At 70.0% G+C, this 18,596-nt stretch carries 11 protein-coding genes; 3 read left to right on the plus strand and 8 right to left on the minus strand.

Features of this window, described 5'->3' with window-relative positions:
- Positions 1-106: 106 nt before the first annotated feature.
- The 3 genes from ACH4TP_RS19125 to ACH4TP_RS19135 form a co-directional block, all read right to left on the minus strand.
- Positions 107-1,831 (minus strand): protein kinase family protein, encoded by a 1,725-nt coding sequence (locus ACH4TP_RS19125; RefSeq protein ID WP_398438589.1) that lies wholly within the window; start codon positions 1,829-1,831, stop codon positions 107-109.
- A gap of 117 nt (positions 1,832-1,948) precedes the next feature.
- Positions 1,949-4,186: a murein biosynthesis integral membrane protein MurJ gene (gene murJ / locus ACH4TP_RS19130; RefSeq protein ID WP_398181055.1), complete on the minus strand. Its 2,238-nt coding sequence runs from the start codon at positions 4,184-4,186 to the stop codon at positions 1,949-1,951.
- A 45-nt stretch (positions 4,187-4,231) separates the two neighbouring features.
- Entirely contained in the window at positions 4,232-6,607 is a 2,376-nt protein-coding gene (locus tag ACH4TP_RS19135) for a DUF6049 family protein (protein ID WP_398181052.1), read from the minus strand.
- A gap of 164 nt (positions 6,608-6,771) precedes the next feature.
- Between ACH4TP_RS19135 and ACH4TP_RS19140 the strand changes: the two genes are divergently transcribed.
- The gene (locus ACH4TP_RS19140; protein WP_389222562.1) at positions 6,772-8,214 is read left to right on the plus strand and encodes a CCA tRNA nucleotidyltransferase; all 1,443 of its coding nucleotides are present in this window, start codon (positions 6,772-6,774) and stop codon (positions 8,212-8,214) included.
- Positions 8,215-8,301: 87 nt separating this feature from the next.
- Here ACH4TP_RS19140 and ACH4TP_RS19145 read toward each other — a convergent pair whose 3' ends face one another.
- The 3 genes from ACH4TP_RS19145 to ACH4TP_RS19155 form a co-directional block, all read right to left on the minus strand.
- Positions 8,302-9,561 (minus strand): MFS transporter, encoded by a 1,260-nt coding sequence (locus tag ACH4TP_RS19145; RefSeq protein ID WP_398181046.1) that lies wholly within the window; start codon positions 9,559-9,561, stop codon positions 8,302-8,304.
- A 75-nt stretch (positions 9,562-9,636) separates the two neighbouring features.
- Complete coding sequence (locus ACH4TP_RS19150) at positions 9,637-10,719, minus strand: inositol-3-phosphate synthase (RefSeq protein ID WP_389222558.1); 1,083 nt, start codon at positions 10,717-10,719, stop codon at positions 9,637-9,639.
- Between the two features lie 48 nt (positions 10,720-10,767).
- On the minus strand, positions 10,768-11,448 hold the full coding sequence (locus ACH4TP_RS19155) for a helix-turn-helix transcriptional regulator (protein ID WP_389222556.1): 681 nt from the start codon (positions 11,446-11,448) through the stop codon (positions 10,768-10,770).
- Positions 11,449-11,819: 371 nt separating this feature from the next.
- Here ACH4TP_RS19155 and ACH4TP_RS19160 point away from each other — a divergent pair, with 371 nt between their 5' ends.
- Positions 11,820-14,573 (plus strand): transglycosylase domain-containing protein, encoded by a 2,754-nt coding sequence (locus ACH4TP_RS19160; RefSeq protein ID WP_398438590.1) that lies wholly within the window; start codon positions 11,820-11,822, stop codon positions 14,571-14,573.
- Between the two features lie 116 nt (positions 14,574-14,689).
- Positions 14,690-16,195: a glycosyltransferase family 87 protein gene (locus ACH4TP_RS19165; protein WP_398438591.1), complete on the plus strand. Its 1,506-nt coding sequence runs from the start codon at positions 14,690-14,692 to the stop codon at positions 16,193-16,195.
- 63 nt (positions 16,196-16,258) lie between these two features.
- Here the strand turns inward: ACH4TP_RS19165 and ACH4TP_RS19170 are convergent, their stop codons facing one another.
- Positions 16,259-17,290 carry an alanine racemase gene (locus ACH4TP_RS19170; protein ID WP_389222550.1) on the minus strand — a complete coding sequence of 344 codons (1,032 nt, stop codon included), beginning with the start codon at positions 17,288-17,290 and terminating at the stop codon, positions 16,259-16,261.
- 71 nt (positions 17,291-17,361) lie between these two features.
- A complete protein-coding gene (locus ACH4TP_RS19175) occupies positions 17,362-18,480 on the minus strand; it encodes a peptidoglycan bridge formation glycyltransferase FemA/FemB family protein (RefSeq protein WP_225801147.1) in 1,119 nt (372 codons plus the stop codon).
- Between the last annotated feature and the right edge of the window lie 116 nt (positions 18,481-18,596).

Consider the following 18,596-nt stretch of genomic DNA (forward strand, 5'->3'; position numbering starts at 1 on the left):
TTCCCCTCCTCGATCGGCAGCCGTGCAGGCATTCAATCCGGTCCGTGCCCGGAAGTAAATGAGCGCCGAGCTGGGCTCGGCGCTCATGGAGGGTGCGAGGCGGTGGCTACGGGGCGGTGCCCTGGAAGGACACGTTCGTGATGGCCTGCTTGTAGCCGGCGCCGAAGTACTGGTCACCGCCGGCGTACGGCGCGGCCGTCAGCCAGAGGAGCACGTAGCGCGTCTTGACCGGTGTCTTCGTCTCCGGCTTCGCCGTCGAGCCCGAGGTCTCGACCGTGGCGATCGGCTTCATCGACTCCACGGAACCCGAGGGGTTCAGCGAGTCCGTCGCGTACAGGGTGATCGCGGTCTTCGGGCCGCTGTAGCGGAGCGCTATGGACGCCGACGTCACGTTCTGCTCGCTGCCCAGGTCGTAGACGATGCCGACGCCCTGCTTGTAGGGGGCGAGGACGGGGCCGTCCTGGAACGTCCTGGTGCGCCAGTACGTGGAGCTGTCGCTGTCGTACGTGTTGGCGACCTCGCTCGCGTCCTGTGCCCTGCCGTCGGGGGCGTACTCCTCGGCCTCCTGGATGGCGAGCGGCTTCGGCGGCTTGGGCTTCTCGTCGTCGAGCGTCGGCTGGACGGTGGGCGTCTCGTCGGTGCCCTTCGGCTGGAGCAGCCGGTCCGCGATCTGCCAGCTGCCGAGGCCGAGAGCGGCGATGAGGAGGGCCGAGACGGCCCACTTCATCGCCCGGCCCGTACGGCTCTGGAGCGGGGGCGGCGGGATGACGACCGGCTGGGTGATCACGGGACGCGGCTGGGGGCGTCCGTAGGTGCCCTGCTGGTACGTCGTCGGCTGGTACTCGGGCGGGGGCGTGAACTCCGGCTCCGGCGGCTTGACGCGGGGCATCGCCGCCACGGCCCTGGCCAGCTCGTCCGGAGTGGTGCAGGGCGGCTCCTGCCGCGAGGCGGTGGCCCCGTTGTTGGCGAGGGCGCGCATGGCGATCTCGGAGAGACCGCGGTGGACGCCGGCGCGGACCTGGTCCGGCGGCAGCAGTCCGACGCCCTTGGGGAGCCCGGAGAGCCCGTGGGCGTCGCTGTCGTACGGCCAGCGCTGGGTGAGCGCGGCGTACAGCAGGGCGCCGATGGCCTCGGTGTCGGTGCGCTGCGGACGGTCGGCGGTGATGCCGCGCAGGGCGGCGTTCACGGCCAGGCCGCGGATCCGGTACTGACCGGTGGAGCTGCGCAGGACGGCGCTCGGGGTGAGCCGCAGATGGGCGAGGCCCTCGCGGTGGGCGGCGGCCATGGCCTGGGAGACCTGGCTGACGAGCTGGTACGCGTCGTGGGGCTCCAGCGGGCCGGCCGCGAGCAGCGCGGTGAGCTCGGTGGAGTCCGGCAGCCACTCGTGCACCACGTACACGAGGTCGTTCTCCTCGACGGCGTCGAGGACCTGGACGAACCGGGGGTCGCCGAGGAGGGCCGCGGAGCGGGCCGCGGCCAGGACCGACCGGGCTCGGGGGTGGTCGGCCGGCAGCAGGTGGACCCCGACCGCCCGGCGCAGCTTCTCGTCGACGGCACGCCAGCTGCTGAAGCCGTCCAGACGGGTGACGCACTCCTCCAGCCGGTAGCGTCTGGCCAGTTTGTGGCCGCTGTGCAGTTCGGGTGCCGTGATGGAGGGCTGCTCGCCGCTCTGTCGTTCGACCGCCTTGCTCTCCGTGGCCTCGGCGGTCTTCTCCGCCGTCTTCTGCTCTTCCGCCACCCCGTCGGTCGCGGCCGTGTCCGCCTTGGCGGTCAGCGGGTCGTCACCGCTGTTGTCGGCCACGTCGACGGCAGCCGTGCTACGTTCCGCCACCGTCGTTCCTGCCTCCCCATCCGTTGCGCCACATCCAACAGCCAAGCCAATTGTGCCCACAGTCGGACGCTATGCACGACACACGATCCCCGCTGATGGTTGTGCGGGGCCGCCGGTTCAGCGTCCCAGGCGTCCGCGGACCATGCCGACCAGGGTGTTCAGTTCGGTGATCCGCATGCGCTTCGCCGCGACGAAGAAGACGCCGAGAAGTGCCGCACCGCCGACAAGGAGGGCGACGAGCGAGCCCAGGGCGCCCTCGCCGAGCAGCTTCAGCAGGCCGAAACCGACGGCGCCGGCGACGATCGCCGCGGGCACGGAGGCCATGCAGAGCCGCGCGTAGGTCCGCATCACGTGGGTGCCGTCCAGATCGCCGCCCAGGCGCTTGCTGAGCCGGCGCCAGGCGATGCCGACGCCGACGGCGTAGGCGAGTCCGTACGAGGCGGCCATGCCGACGACGGCCCACTGGGCGGGCAGCACGACGTAGCAGACCGCCGAGGCGGCCGCGTTGACGGCGGCGACGATCACCGTGTTGTAGAAGGGCGTCCGGGTGTCCTCGTAGGCGTAGAAGCCGCGGAGCACGACGTACTGGACGGAGTAGGGGATCAGTCCGAGGCCGAAGGCCATCAGGATGAAGCCCATGCCCTGGGCGGCCTCGATGCCGCTGGAGGCGTAGAGCAGGGTGCACATCGGGACGCCGAGCGCCAGGAAGGCGAAGGCGACCGGGACGATGGCGACGGCCGAGTTGCGCAGGCCCTGCGAGATGTCGTCCCGGACGGCGCCGGGGTCGTCGTCGTGGGCGGCGCGGGAGATCCGCGGCAGCAGCGCGGCCATCACGGAGACCGTGATGATGGCCTGCGGCATGCCCCAGATCAGCTGGGCGTTGGAGTACGCGAGGAAGCCGGCACCGTTCTTCCCGGACTCCTCACCGGCGGCGGTGGCGAGCTGGGTGACGACCAGGACGCCCGCCTGGTTGGCGAGGACGAAGAGGACGGTCCACTTGGCCAGCTTGACCGTCTTGCCGAGCCCGTGGCCCTTCCAGTCGAAGCGGGGCCGGAAGCGGAAGCCCGTCTCGCGCAGGTACGGGATCATCGCCAGCGCCTGGACGACGAGGCCGAGCAGGGTGCCGATGCCGAGCAGCCGGATGCCCTCGTCCGGAATCGTCTGCACGCCCATGTGGGACTCGGCGGAGGTGCCGTAGACCCAGATGAACAGGCCGAAGGTGACGATCATGACGATGTTGTTGAGGACCGGGGTCCACATCATCGCGCCGAACTTGCCGCGGGCGTTGAGGATCTGGCCCATCACCACGTGCACGCCCATGAAGAAGATCGTGGGCAGGCAATAGCGGGCGAAGGTCACGGCCACGCTGTTGGCCGCGGCGTCGTCGGCGATGGTGTTCGACATCAGCCGGATCAGCAGCGGTGCCGCGAAGACGGCCAGGGCCACGATGAGGCCGAGCGCCACCATGACCAGGGTGAGCAGACGGTTGGCATAGGCCTCGCCGCCGTCCTCGTCGTTCTTCATCGAGCGGACGAGCTGGGGGACGAAGACCGAGTTGAGGCCGCCGCCGACGGTGAGGATGTAGATCATCGTCGGCAGGGTGTAGGCGATGGTGAAGGTGTCACCGAGCAGGGCCGCGCCGAGCGCACCGGTGATCACCAGGCTGCGGACGAAGCCGGTCAGCCGGGAGACCAGGGTGCCGGCCGCCATCACGGCGCTCGACTTCAGCAGCCCGGAGGCACGGCCGCCCTTCTTGGGGGCGGGCGCGGGCAGCGGGTCCGGCTCCGGGGCGGGCTGGGGCACCTGGCCGGGCGCCTGCTGGTCCCGGTAGAGGTGCGCGAACGCGTCCGGCTCGGGCGTCTCCTCGCCGGCCCGGGTCACCAGGTCGTCGACCCCGGTGAACTGGACCGTGCGCGCGTCGTCGCCGTACGGCAGGTGGCGCGAGGGGCCGTCCGGCTCGGGCGCCGGGGTCTGTGCCCACACCCGGGGGTCGGGGGCGTGCTGCGGTGCGGCCGGCTGCTGGTAGAGCGCGTGGGGGTCCTGGTAGGTGCCGGGCGGGGGCGGCGGGTGCGCGGCGCGGTCGTAGAGCGCCTCGGACACCGGGTCCTGCGCCGACATGTCCTGGGCCCGGTACGGGTCGTGGGCGTAGGCGTCCTGGACGTACGGGTCCTGGACGTAGGGGTCCTGGGCGTACGGACTCTGCGCGTAGGGGTCCTGTCCCTGCGCGGCAGGGGCGCCCTGCTGCGGGGGCGGCACCGGCGGGTGGCCGGCACCGGGAGGCGCCGCGGGCGTCCCACCGGACGGCGCCGGGCCGCCCGCGCCCTGGCCGCGGTCACCGTCGTACGGCGCGTTCATGGTTACCCCACCTCATCGTCCCCGGCCGACCGGCCACGACATCGCTCAACGGTCCACTTTCTCACCCGGGCCCGACGGGTCGCCGCTTTCGGGCCCGGTGTCCGCCGTCGGGTCACTCGGCTGCCCGGGTACGTCCCCGTCGGATTCCGCTTCGCCGGGAGCATCCTCGCCGGGCTCCGAAGCGGTCTCGTCCTCGGCGGTCTCCTCCGCCTCGGCGGCTTCCTCGGCGGCCTCCGCTTCGGCGTTCCGGGCCGCCACCCGCTTGCGCTGGCTGTACATGCGGACACCGGCGAGGACGAGGAGCAGGACACCGCCGGCGATGACGAGCATCACCGTGGGAGTGATCTCGGAGACCTTCACGGTGAAGTTCATCGGCTGCCCGTACGGGGTGCCGTCCTCGGTGTAGAGCTGGGCCGTCATCGGCACCTGGCCGTTGACGTTGGCCGAGGCGGTGAACTTCACCGACTGGCTGTGCCCGCCGCCGACCTTCACCGGGAGCTCGGCGTACCGCTCGCCGTTCAGCTCCAGCCGGTTCTTGTTGCCGGAGGTCAGGCGCAGCTTCAGGTGGTCCACGCCCTGGAGCAGCTTGTTCTGGACGGTCACGGGGATCGTCGCGCTGCGGCCGGAGAGCGTGAGGTCCGACTTGTCGACCAGCTGGACGCCCTTGGTGAGGGTTTGCAGATAGTCCAGGACGTTGTTCCGGTAGATCGCGGCCGCCCGGGCCTCGCCACGCCAGGAGGTCGACATCTCGCGGTTGATCGCGTTGCCGAACGGCGTCACGACGCGTTCCGGCTGGGTCAGGACGACCTTGAAGTCGTCCAGCTCGTCCCGCGTGGTCTTCATGTCGCGGAAGGCCTGCACCGGGAGCTCCCGGTCGCGCAGCTGCTTCGGGTAGCGGGACCGGCTCGGCACCGCGGTGGAGGCGTCCGGGTCCGGCTTGGCCGCTGCGGCCGCCAGGAGGTCGCTGGGCTGGGTCCAGCGCCGCCCGGAGAGGCCCTCCAGGGCGGTCGCCATGGACTGGGCCTGGGCGACGCTCGGCATCCGCTGCGGGGCGACCACGATGCTGCGCTGGTCCTCCGGCTGCTCCAGGGTGATCGCGAGCGACTGGGCGAGGAACTCCTGGACCGCGAGCGTGGAGTTCTCCGCGCGGACCATGTCCCCCTCGAAGGCGGTGGACAGGAGCGCGTCGCTCACCACGGCCGTGGTGCTGCCGCTGCCGAGGGGGCGGGCGGCCGTGGGCGTGTAGGGGAGGTCGTCGCGGACGCTGTCGCTGCGGGCGATCACCTTGTCGGCGCCGGCCGAGGTCGCGACCGCCACGATGGAGGGGTCCACGGCTCCGTCGGCGGGCCAGGCGAAGTCGGCGGACGCCTGGACGTGCAGGACGGTCTCGACGGTCATGCCCGCCAGGGCGGTCGCCGACTGGAGGTGTTCGAGGGAGCCGGGCACGTCCTTGCCCCGATGGGCCAGGGAGGCCAGGTCGGGGTCGGCGAAGGGGAGGGCGACGACCTTGTTCCCCTGGACCGCCTTCTCCAGCGCGTCCAGCCACCGCTCGGCGACGGCCTGGTTCCTTCCGGGAACGACCTGGTCTCCGTCCTTGACGCGGTAGCCGTTCGCCATGGCGTCGACGGAGGCCAGCAGGTCCGGGTCGACGACCCAGGTGACCGGAAGGTCCTTGCCCAGCGCGACCAGCTGGTCCAGGCGCCCGCCCGGACGCAGCTCGGCCGCCAGGTCGTCGTCCTCGAAGACCGGGGTCTGCTGGTCGTCCGTGGCCGTCTGCGCCGAGACGTGCGCCGAGGCGATCAGCGGCCAGAGGTAGGTGAGCTGGGTCTTCTTCTCCGCGGCCTCGGGCTGGTACGGCAGGAAGGTCCGCTCGATGCCGAGCACCCGGTCGTACTGCTTGTCCGAGGTCTGCCCGGTGAGGGAGACGCCCAGCTGGTAGACGCCCTCCGCGTCCAGCCCGAGGTCGGCGACGGGGACGGACAGGGAGAAGTCCGTGCTGAGGCCGGCGCCGAGCCGGGGGATCTTGACGGCGGGGGCGTCTTCGAGGGGGGCGGGGTCGCTGTCGTTCCGGAAGCCGGTGCGGCCCGTGACCTGCTCGATCTCGCTGCGGCTGGTCATCCTCGGCCCGACGCGCAGGTTCACGGTCGCGTCGGTGACGGTCTTCCTGCCCCGGTTGGTCACCGTGCCGGTGACGGTGACGGTGTCCCCCTCGACGGGCGCGCTCGGAGAGAGCGTGTCGAGCGACACATCGACGGTCCTGGAGCCGGTGGCGTCCGCGGCGGGGGCCGCCGGTGAGGCGACGGCCGGGGCCTGGAGCAGGCCGGCGAGGAGCGGCGCCCCGAAGGCGACGGTGATCGTGCGCCGCAGCCATCGGCGGGCAGGTGAGGGACCGGTTCCCTGGATGTCTGCCGCCTCGGCCACGCGTTCGCCCGTCCTCGTCGTTGTCTGTGGTGCCAGTGGTGTCGGTGGTTCCCGGTTGCTGTGTCCAGGCATGGTAACGAGGCACGCCGGGGGCAAGTGCCGGGGACTGCTCCAGCTGAAAACGGGAACGTCGCGGTGAGCCCGGGCACGTACCCTTTTCTGTTGTGCCGAACGCCAACGAAGACACCCCCACTGCACTGAGCCAGGTGCAACGCCGCGCGGTCAGTGAACTGCTGCGTGTGTCCCCTGTCGCCGACGACCTCGCCCGCCGTTTCCAGGAGGCCGGGTTCAGCCTCGCGCTGGTCGGCGGCTCGGTGCGGGACGCCCTGCTCGGCCGGCTCGGCAACGACCTGGACTTCACCACCGACGCCCGCCCCGAGGACGTACTGAAGATCGTCCGTCCGTGGGCCGACGCCGTGTGGGAGGTCGGCATCGCCTTCGGGACCGTCGGGTCGCAGAAGGACGGCTACCAGATCGAGGTGACCACGTACCGCTCGGAGGCGTACGACCGGACCTCCCGGAAGCCCGAGGTCTCGTACGGCGACTCCATCGACGAGGACCTCGTCCGGCGTGACTTCACGGTCAACGCCATGGCCGTCGCTCTCCCCGAGAAGGAGTTCATCGACCCGTACGGCGGTCTTGAGGACCTCTCCGCCCGGGTGCTGCGCACGCCGGGCACGCCGGAGGAGTCCTTCTCCGACGACCCCCTGCGCATGATGCGGGCCGCGCGCTTCGCCGCTCAGCTGGACTTCGAGGTCGCCCCCGAGGTCGTCGCGGCCATGAAGGAGATGGCGGGCCGGATCGAGATCGTCTCCGCCGAGCGCGTCCGTGAGGAGCTCAACAAGCTGCTGCTCTCGGCGCACCCCCGGAAGGGCCTCGGGCTCCTCGTGGACACGGGCCTCGCCGAGCACGTGCTGCCCGAGCTTCCGGCACTGCGCCTGGAGAGCGATGAGCACCACCGGCACAAGGACGTCTACGAGCACTCGCTGACCGTGCTGGACCAGGCGATCGACCTGGAGGAGGACGGGCCCGACCTGGTGCTGCGCCTCGCCGCCCTGCTCCATGACATCGGCAAGCCGCGCACCCGCCGCTTCGAGAAGGACGGCCGGGTCTCGTTCCACCACCACGAGGTGGTCGGCGCGAAGATGACCAAGAAGCGCATGACCGCGCTCAAGTACTCCAACGAGATGATCAAGGACGTCTCGCGCCTCGTGGAACTGCACCTGCGCTTCCACGGCTACGGGGACGGCGAGTGGACCGACTCGGCCGTGCGGCGCTACGTCCGCGACGGTGGTCCGCTGCTCTCGCGGCTGCACAAGCTGACCCGCTCGGACTGCACCACGCGGAACAAGCGCAAGGCGGCGGCGCTCTCCCGGACCTACGACAACCTTGAGGCCCGTATCGCCCAGCTCCAGGAGCAGGAGGAACTGGACGCGATCCGCCCCGACCTCGACGGCAACCAGATCCAGGAGATCCTGGGCATCGGACCGGGGCCGGCCATCGGTCAGGCGTACAAGTTCCTGCTTGAGCTCCGGCTGGAGAACGGGCCGATGGGGCACGACCAGGCCGTCGCCGCGCTCAAGGAGTGGTGGGCAGCGCGCGACTGAGTCGGACCGGCGCCCATAAGGGCCGATGTTTCACGTGAAACACGGGCCCGATCGACGCTCTGGAGGGGTGGTGTTTCACGTGAAACATCACCCCTTCCGGCGTTCCCGGCCCAGGGCCAGGGCGAGCGCCGCGTAGATCGCGGCCACCAGCACGACGAGGAGGGGGGAGCGGCCGTCGGGCGGCAGCATCAGCGCCGCGACGCCCGCCGCACCCACGAAGGCGACGTTGAACAGCACGTCGTAGAGCGAGAAGACCCGGCCGCGATAGGAGTCGTCGACGGCCGTCTGGACCACCGTGTCCGTCGCGATCTTGGCCCCCTGGGTGATGAGCCCGAGGAGGAAGGCGGCGACGAGGGAGGGGGTCGGGGTGAAGGTCAGGCCGAGTGCCGGTACGAGGACGGCGGCCGCGGCCGTGCACACGGTCATCCAGCCGAAGGGCCCGAACCGGCCGACCGCCCAGGGGGAGAGGACGGCGGCCGCGAAGAAGCCGGCGCCCGACGCGGCGACGGCGAGTCCGAGGAGGCCGAGCCCCTCGGAGTCCGTGGAGCTCCAGGAGTAGCGGCAGAGCATGAGCACGCTGACGAGCAGGGCGCCGTAACAGAAGCGCATGAAGGTCACCACGGTGAGCGCCCGGGCGGCGGGCCGGCGCTCGGCGAGGTGGCGCAGCCCCGCGGCCAGTCCCAGGGCCGTCGCCTTGAGGGCCGAGGCGAGCGCCTGCGGTGCGGCGTCGGGATCGGGGCCGAGGAGCTCCCGGGACATCCGCAGGGAGGCGAGGGCGGCACAGAGGTAGAGGACGGCGCCTAAGGCCACGACGACCGCGTCGGAGTCGTGGGCGATGAGCCGGACGCCGAACGCGAGACCGCCGCCGACGGTCGCGGCGAGGGTGCCCGCAGTGGGCGAGAGGGAGTTCGCCACGACGAGCCGCTCCTCGTCGACGACGTGCGGGAGGGAGGCCGAGAGCCCCGCGAGGACGAACCGGTTGACGGCGGTGACGGAGAGGGCGGAGGCGTAGAAGAGCCAGTCCGGTACGGAGGCGAGGACGAGCAGGGCGGTCCCGCAGGCGAGCAGGGCGCGCAGGAGGTTCCCGTACAGGAAGACCTGGCGGCGCTGCCAGCGGTCGAGGAGCACTCCGGCGAAGGGTCCGACGAGGGAGTACGGGAGCAGGAGCACCGCCATGGCGGAGGCGATCGCGCCGGGGGAGGTCTGTTTCTCGGGGGAGAAGACGACGTACGTGGCCAGCGCCACCTGGTAGACGCCGTCGGCGCACTGGGAGAGCAGCCGGACGGCGAGCAGGCGGCGGAAGTTCGCCAGGCGCAGGAGTACGCGCAGATCACGTACGACGGACATGGCAGCAAGACTCACATACGAAGAGGGCCCCCGGGCAGTGCCTCGGGGACCCTCGATCGACAAGCGTGCGGAGCTTTAGCGCTCGACCTCACCCTTGATGAACTTCTCGACGTTGGCCAGGGCCTCGTCGTCGAAGTACTGGACCGGCGGGGACTTCATGAAGTACGAGGACGCGGAGAGGATCGGGCCACCGATGCCCCGGTCCTTGGCGATCTTCGCGGCGCGCAGGGCGTCGATGATGACACCGGCCGAGTTCGGGGAGTCCCACACCTCGAGCTTGTACTCCAGGTTCAGCGGAACGTCACCGAAGGCGCGGCCCTCGAGGCGGACGTACGCCCACTTGCGGTCGTCCAGCCAGGCCACGTAGTCCGAGGGGCCGATGTGGACGTTCTTCTCGCCCAGCTCGCGGTCCGGGATCTGCGAGGTGACGGCCTGGGTCTTGGAGATCTTCTTGGACTCCAGGCGGTCGCGCTCCAGCATGTTCTTGAAGTCCATGTTGCCGCCGACGTTGAGCTGCATCGTGCGCTCAAGACGGACACCGCGGTCCTCGAACAGCTTCGCCATCACGCGGTGCGTGATGGTCGCGCCGACCTGCGACTTGATGTCGTCGCCGACGATCGGGACGCCCGCCTCGGTGAACTTGTCCGCCCACTCCTTGGTGCCGGCGATGAAGACCGGAAGGGCGTTGACGAAGGCGACCTTGGCGTCGATGGCGCACTGGGCGTAGAACTTCGCCGCGTCCTCGGAGCCGACGGGCAGGTAGCAGATGAGGACGTCGACCTGGCGGTCCTTGAGGACCTGGACGACGTCGACGGGCTCCTCGGCGGACTCCTCGATCGTCAGGCGGTAGTACTTGCCGAGACCGTCGAGCGTGTGACCGCGCTGGACCGTGACGCCCTTGTTCGGAACGTCGCAGATCTTGATGGTGTTGTTCTCGCTGGCACCGATGGCGTCGGAGAGGTCGAGGCCGACCTTCTTCGCGTCGACGTCGAAGGCGGCGACGAACTCGATGTCACGGACGTGGTAGTCGCCGAACTGGACGTGCATCAGGCCGGGCACCTTGGACGCCGGGTCGGCGTCCTTGTAGTACTCGACGCCCTGCACCAGCGAGGCGGCGCAGTTGCCCACGCCGACGATGGCTACGCGAACCGAACCCATTCCGGTTGCTCCCTGTGTGATCACGGAAGCCCTGCTGTACGCAGGGTTTCACTTGGCGGTGTCGTCGGACGGATCCGGCCGGGTACTGCCCCCGTGCCGGGGCAGGCCGCCCGTCTCTCCAGAATCGTTGTCGTGCAGAGTGGCGGTGCCGGGGCCGGATCGCTGATCCCGCCCCGCCCGCTCGCTCTCGATGAGCTCGTTCAGCCAGCGCACTTCGCGCTCCACGGACTCCATGCCGTGGCGCTGCAGCTCAAGCGTGTAGTCGTCCAGGCGCTCGCGGGTCCGGGCGAGGGAGGCACGCATCTTCTCCAGACGCTCCTCCAGCCGGCTGCGGCGGCCTTCCAGGACGCGCATCCGCACCTCGCGCTCGGTCTGGCCGAAGAAGGCGAAGCGCGCCGCGAAGTGCTCGTCCTCCCAGGCGTCCGGGCCGGTGTGGGAGAGGAGCTCCTCGAAGTGCTCCTTACCTGCCGCGGTCAACCGGTAGACGATCTTGGCCCGGCGTCCTGCGAGTGAAGCGGCGAGGGCCTCCTCGGGGGCGCTGCCCGGCTCCTCGATCAACCAGCCGTTGGCGACCAGCGTCTTGAGGCAGGGATACAGCGTTCCGTAGCTGAAGGCCCGGAAGACGCCCAGTGAGGTGTTGAGGCGCTTCCGCAGCTCGTACCCGTGCATGGGGGCCTCGCGCAGCAGGCCGAGAACGGCGAACTCGAGAATGCCGGAGCGCCTGCTCATCCGTCGCCTCCTCCTCCGCTTCCGGGGCCCTTATGCCGTGCTGATGTATCGACTCGATACATCAGCACGATAGAACGGCCCTCCTGTCTCGACAAGCCGGGTCAACGTGACCGGCGTCACATCGTCAATTCACAGCGTTCGACTTGCCTGATTTGGGGTGAAGTCCGGCTCTAGGCGGGTTTTGGCCGTGCGTAGTCTTGCGGCATGCAGACCACCGGGAACCGAGCGATGCCCTGGGGCGTCAGTGCTGCGGGTGACCGGCTGCGACACGGAGGGACCTCCGGTGAGGTGCCGACCGTGCGCATTTCGGGGGGACCGGAACTCAACTGCCGCTTCCAGGCGTACGCGCCTGCCCGAGGAGTAGTCGTTCGATGAGCGAGCATCGTCGCAAAATGCCGCCGCAGGAGCCGCCCACGGGCGGTCGCGCGGCGGCACGGCGCGCTGCCCAGCAGCCGATGGGCCGCAGGTCGGCCCCGGCCCATGACGTCGGTACGGGGGCCCCTTCGGCCTCGTACGGTCCCCCCTCCTCCTATGGAGAGGAGCAGCGTCCCTACGGCGGACGCGCGGAGGCCCGACGGGCCGCCCAGCGCGGCAGCCGTCGCAGGGGAGCCGATTCCGGCCCCGGCGGTCCCGGCGGCCCCGGCGGTCCCGGTGGAGGACGGCGCGGCGGTGGCGGCGGCGGTCGCGGCAGCGGTCCGGGGCGGGGCTCCGGCGGTCGCCCGCCGGGCAAGAAGCGGATCATCGACTACCCGCGCCACAACAAGTGGGGCTGGCGTCGCTGGCTGCCCTCGTGGAAGCTCGTGACGGGCACGTTCCTGTTCTTCGTCGCGAGCCTGATGGGCGCGGCCGCGTTCGCGTACTCGCAGGTGGAGATCCCCAAGGAAGCCGACACCGCGAAATCGCAGAACAACATCTACTACTGGGCCAACGGCGACCGCATGGTCGCGACGGGCAGCGGCGCCAACCGTCAGATTGTCCAGTTCGCGGACATCCCGAAGTCCATGCAGAACGCGGTGATCTCGGCGGAGAACAAGACCTTCTGGACGGACTCCGGTGTCGACCCCATGGGTATCGCCCGCGCCGTGTGGAACATGGCCAAGGGCGGCGAGACCCAGGGTGGTTCGACCATCACCCAGCAGTACGTGAAGAACAACCGCCTCGACGACCAGTCGCAGACCGTCACACGGAAGGTGAAGGAACTCTTCATCTCCATGAAGGTCGGCAACGACGTCGACAAGGAGGTGGTCATGGCCGGCTACCTGAACACCTCGTACTACGGACGTGGTGCGTACGGCATCCAGGCGGCGGCCCGTGCCTACTTCAACAAGGACGCCAAGGACCTGAACCCCAGTGAGTCGGCGCTCCTCGCGGCTGTGCTGAAGGGCGCGACGTACTTCGATCCGGCCGGCTACCCCGAGATCGACCCCGCGGCCACGGCTGCGGCGAACACCGACCGGGCGACCAAGCGGTGGAAGTGGATCCTCGACGAGATGCAGAAGGACGGGCATCTCACGGCCGAGGAGCGGGCGAAGTACACCACCTTCCCCAAGGTGCAGGGGCCCAAGAAGAGCGCCAACCTGGGCGGCCAGATCGGCTACCTGGTCTCCACCGCCAACGTGAACATGCAGAACCAGTTCGGCATCACCGAGCAGGATCTGGCGCGCGGCGGCTACGGGATCCACACCACCTTCGAGAAGCCGAAGGTGGACAAGCTGGAGTCCGTGATCAAGAAGAAGATCAAGGACAACATCGACCCGAAGAAGCGCCCGACGACGGACACGCACGTCCAGTTCGGTGGTGCTTCCGTCGACACCGCGACCGGGAAGATCGTCGCGCTCTACGGTGGCGTCGACGCCACCAAGCACTTCCGGAGCAACGCGGACAGCACCGGTGCCCAGGTCGGATCGACGTTCAAGCCCTTCGTGCTCGCGGCCGCGATGAAGGACGGCGTCCGGGACAAGAACGGCCCCCCGGATCAGGACGCGTCCGAGCGCACGATCGTCGACCCGGACAAGAGCCTCTACAACGGCAAGGACGACCTGACGATCCGTAAGTACAACGGGGACATCTGGCTCGACGACGATGGCAACGAGTGGAAGCAGAGCAACGACGAGAACGCCAGCTACGGCCCCATCTCCCTGCGCTACGCCATGATGAAGTCGGCCAACTCGCCGTATGTGCAGCTCGGCATGGACGTCGGCATCGACAAGGTCCGTGACGCGGCCGAGAAGGCCGGCCTCCGCGAGGAGTCCCTGGTCAAGGGCGAATTCCCGTCCTTCTCCCTCGGTGTCTCCAGCCCGAGTGCCATCCGCATGGCCGGCGCGTACGCCACCTTCGCCAACGAGGGTGTGCAGAACGACCCGTACTCCGTCGAGAAGGTGGAGCGGGACGGCGCCGTCATCAACCAGCACAAGGCCAAGCCCAATGCCGCCTTCAGCCCGGCCATCGCGAACAACGTCACCGACGTGCTGCGGACCGTCGTGTCCGACGACCGGGGCACCGGTAAGAAGGCCCGCATCCCGGGCCGCGATGTGGCCGGCAAGACCGGTACGACCGACGACAACATGTCGGCCTGGTTCGTGGGCTACACGAAGCAGCTGGCGACCGCGATCGACATGTACCGCTTCGACGACGACGAGACGAAGCAGGGCCGCAAGTTCGAGAAGATGTACGGTACGGGTGCCCAGCCGACGATCCACGGTTCGTCGTTCCCCTCGCAGATCTGGAGGGAGTACATGACGGATGCCGTGAAGGACATGCCGGTCGTGGACTTCCCGGAGCCGGAGAAGCTGGAGGGCGCGAAGCCCGTCTTCGGCGGTGGCGCCGCGAGCCCCACACCGAGCCCGACGGCCACCCCGACGCCCACCGAGTCGACGATGCCGACGACGACTCCCCCGGCCACTCCGACGACGACTCCCCCGACGAAGCCGACCAAGTCGCCGAAGCCGGGCAAGACGACCTGTAGCGTCTGGGACCTGAACTGCAACGGCAACCCGGGCGGCAACACCGGAGAGCCCACCACCGCGCCACCCACCACCGATGCGCCGACGCCGACCGACTCGCCGACGGACACCAGTTCCGGAGGCAACGGGAACGGCAAACCCGGCGGCGGCTGGGTTCCCTGATCCCTCCGCCCCGCGCACGTCCTGAGGGCCGCCGCGTCCCCTTCGTACCTTCCCCGTACGGAGTGGCCGCGGCGGCCCTCGCCGTTTTCCCGGAGTCGTACGGCAGGATGTCCCCCATGCCGAGCCTCCAGAAGTCGAGCGCACCGCAGGACCGCTCGCAGACGGTCATCCCCACCCACCGGGACAAGGTGGCGGCCGCGGGCAGCGAGCTGATCGGCGGCCCCTACGGGCGCCGGGCGGCGGCCGGCACGGGCCAGTGGACGCCGGTGCGGGTGATCGCGCTCGTGGCCATCGGCATGTACGCCCTCGGCATGGTGCAGAAGCTGCCCTGCTACAACTGGGCCTGGTTCCGGGGCACGACCTCCCAGTACACCCACGCCTGCTACTCGGACATCCCGCACCTCTTCGCCGGGCGGGGCTTCGCGGACGGTCTGATCCCCTACTTCGACCGGCTGGGCGGCGACATACCGTTCCTGGAGTACCCGGTCCTGACCGGCCTGTTCATGGAGGTCGCGGCCTGGCTGACGCCCGGCGGCGGCGAGCTGAACCAGCAGGAGCAGTCGTACTGGCTGGTCAACGCGGGCCTGCTGATGGTGTGCGCGGCCGTCCTGGCGGTCTGCGTGGCCCGGACGCACCGCCTGCGCCCCTGGGACGGCCTCCTGGTCGCGCTCGCCCCCTCGGTCGCGCTCACCGCCACGATCAACTGGGACCTGCTGGCCGTCGCGCTGACCGCCGCCGCCGTCCTGATGTGGTCGCGGAGCCGGCCGCTGGCCTTCGGCGTCCTGCTCGGCCTGGCCACGGCCGCCAAGTTCTACCCGATACTGCTCCTCTGCCCGCTGCTGCTGCTCTGCTGGCGTGCCGGGAAGTGGCGGGAGTACGGGACGGCGCTGCTCGGGGCGGCCGGCGCGTGGCTGCTCGTGAACCTGCCCGTGATGCTGCCGGCGCCGGAGGGGTGGAAGCAGTTCTACCTGTTCAGCCGGGACCGGAACGTCGACTTCGGTTCGATCTGGCTGCTGGTCAGCCAGCGGAGCGGCGACGTGATCACGCCGGGCCGGGCCAATCTGTACGCGCTGCTGCTGATGGCGGCGGCGGTGGCCGGTCTCGCGTTCCTGGCGTTCACGGCGCCGCGCAGGCCGCGCTTCGCCCAGCTGGCCTTCCTGGTCGTCGCCGCGTTCGTACTGACCAACAAGGTCTACTCGCCGCAGTACGTGCTGTGGCTGGTCCCGCTGGCCGCGCTCGCCCGGCCCCGCTGGCGTGACTTCCTGGTCTGGCAGACCTGCGAGGTCATGTACTTCGTCGGCGTCTGGATGTACCTGGCCTACACCACCGGCGCCAACAAGCAGGGCCTCCCGGTGGAGGGCTACCAGTTCGCGATCGTCCTGCACCTGCTCGGCACGCTGTACCTGTGCGCGATGGTCGTACGGGACGTCCTGGCGCCCGAGAAGGACCCCGTCCGGCAGGACGGCGCGGACGACCCCTCGGGGGGCGTCCTGGACGGCGCCGAGGACGTCGTCGTGGCGGGCAGGGCGGCCCATCCGGCCCGGCACGCCGCCCCGGCCGTGGCGGAGGGGCAGAAGGTGAGCTGGGGCGCCGCGGACGAGCGCCGGAGAGCCTCCGAGTGACCGAAAGCACTCACCCCCGGGAGTCCTGCTCCCGGGGGTGAGTGCTTTCGGCCTTCGGTCGGCTCAGCGTTCGACGAGCCGGTCGAACTGCGTCGTGGTGTGGCGAAGATGCGCCACGAGCTCGTCGCCCACCCGGGGCTCCTGGGCGTCGGCCGGCACGAACAGGATCGACACCTGCATGTGCGGCGGCTCGGCGAACCAGCGCTGCTTCCCGGCCCAGACGAAGGGCGAGAGGTTCCGGTTGACGGTGGCGAGGCCCGCACGGGCGACGCCCTTGGCGCGCGGCATGACACCGTGCATCGCCTTCGGGGCCTCCAGGCCCACGCCGTGGGAGGTGCCGCCGGCGACGACGACCAGCCAGCCGTCCGACGCGGCCTTCTGCTGGCGGTAGCCGAACCGGTCGCCCTTGGCGACCCGGGTCACGTCGAGGACGGAGCCCCGGTACTCGGTGGCCTCGTGGTCGCCCAGCCACAGCCGGGTGCCGATCCGGGCGCGGAAGCGGGTCTGCGGGAACTGCTGCTGGAGCCGGGCCTGCTCCTCGGCCCGCAGGTGGCTCACGAACATGGTGTGCAGCGGCAGCCGGGCGTTCCGCAGCCGGTCCATCCAGGCGATGACCTCCTCGACCGCGTCCGTGCCGTCCGGGCGGTCCAGGGGAAGGTGCAGGGCGAAGCCCTCCAGGCGGACGTTCTCGATGGCGGAGTGGAGCTGCTGGAGCTCCTCCTCGCGCACGCCGTGCCGCTTCATCGAGCTCATGCACTCGATCACGACGCGGGCGCCCACCAGGGCGGCGACGCCGTCCACGGACGACACGGAACGGATCACCCGGTCGGGCAGCGGAACCGGTTCCTCACCCCGTCGGAAGGGGGTGAGGACCAGCAGGTCGCCGCCGAACCAGTCCTTGATCTTCGCGGCTTCGTACGTGGTGCCCACGGCGAGCATGTCGGCGCCGAACCGGGCCGCCTCGTCCGAGAGCCGCTCGTGCCCGAAGCCGTAACCGTTGCCCTTGCACACCGGGATGATCCCGGGGAACTGGTCGATGACGGACTTCTGGTGCGCCCGCCAGCGAGCGGTGTCGACGTAGAGGGAGAGCGCCATGGCCGGCCCGGAACCTTTCTGACGGCAGCGGTGGATCAAAGGTGTGTACGACTGAGAAGCCTACGGAACGGTCAGCGGCGCGACATGTAGATGTCGAGCGCCTTGTGCAGCAGCTTGTTCAGCGGGAAGTCCCACTCGCCGACGTACTCGACGGCCTCGCCGCCCGTGCCCACCTTGAACTGGATGAGCCCGAAGAGGTGGTCGGTCTCGTCGAGCGAGTCCGAGATTCCCCGGAGGTCGTAGACGGTCGCGCCCATGGCGTACGCGTCGCGCAGCATCCGCCACTGCATCGCGTTCGAGGGCCGGACCTCGCGGCCGATGTTGTCGGAGGCGCCGTAGGAGTACCAGACGTGACCGCCCACGACGAGCATGGTCGCGGCCGACAGGTTCACGCCGTTGTGGCGCGCGAAGTAGAGCCGCATGCGGTTGGGGTCCTCGTTGTTGAGGACGGTCCACATGCGCTGGAAGTACGAGAGCGGGCGCGGCCGGAAGTGGTCGCGGACGGCCGTGATCTCGTACAGCCGCTGCCACTCGGCCAGGTCCTCGTAGCCGCCCTGGACGACCTCGACACCGGCCTTCTCGGCCTTCTTGATGTTCCGGCGCCACAGCTGGTTGAAGCCCTTGAGGACGTCGTCGAGCGAGCGGTTCGCCAGCGGGACCTGGAAGACGTAGCGGGGCTGCACGTCGCCGAAGCCGGCGCCGCCGTCCTCGCCCTGCTGCCAGCCCATCTTCCGCAGCCGGTCCGCGACTTCGAAGGCACGCGGCTCGATGTGGGTGGCCTCGACGTCCTTGAGGCGCTTGACGTCCGGGTCCTGGATGCCGGCCTTGATCGCGGCCGAGTCCCAGCGGCGGATGACCACCGGCGGGCCCATCTTCACCGAGAACGCGCCCTGGTGCTTGAGGTGCGCCAGCATCGGCTGCAGCCAGTCGTCGAGGTTCGGCGCGTACCAGTTGATGACCGGCCCCTCGGGCAGGTAGGCGAGGTAGCGCTTGATCTTCGGCAGCTGGCGGTAGAGCACCAGACCGGCGCCGACGAGCTCGCCGGACTTGTCGAACCAGCCGAGGTTCTCCGAGCGCCACTCGGTCTTCACATCAGCCCATGCCGGGACCTGGCAGTGGCTCGCGGCGGGCTGGCTCTGGATGAATGCCAGATGCTGCTCACGGCTGATGGTCCTCAGGGTCAGGCTCATGCGGGGCGCTCCTCGGCAGGTGTGTCCCCATCGGTCAGGGGCTCCGGCTCTCGCGCCGAAGCCTACTGTGACCGGGGAGCGCCCCGAATAAGTGTGTGTGCGCCGACGTGCGGCCG

It is taken from the genome of Streptomyces sp. NPDC021012, assembly GCF_044333355.1.
Classification (GTDB): Bacteria; Actinomycetota; Actinomycetes; order Streptomycetales; family Streptomycetaceae; genus Streptomyces.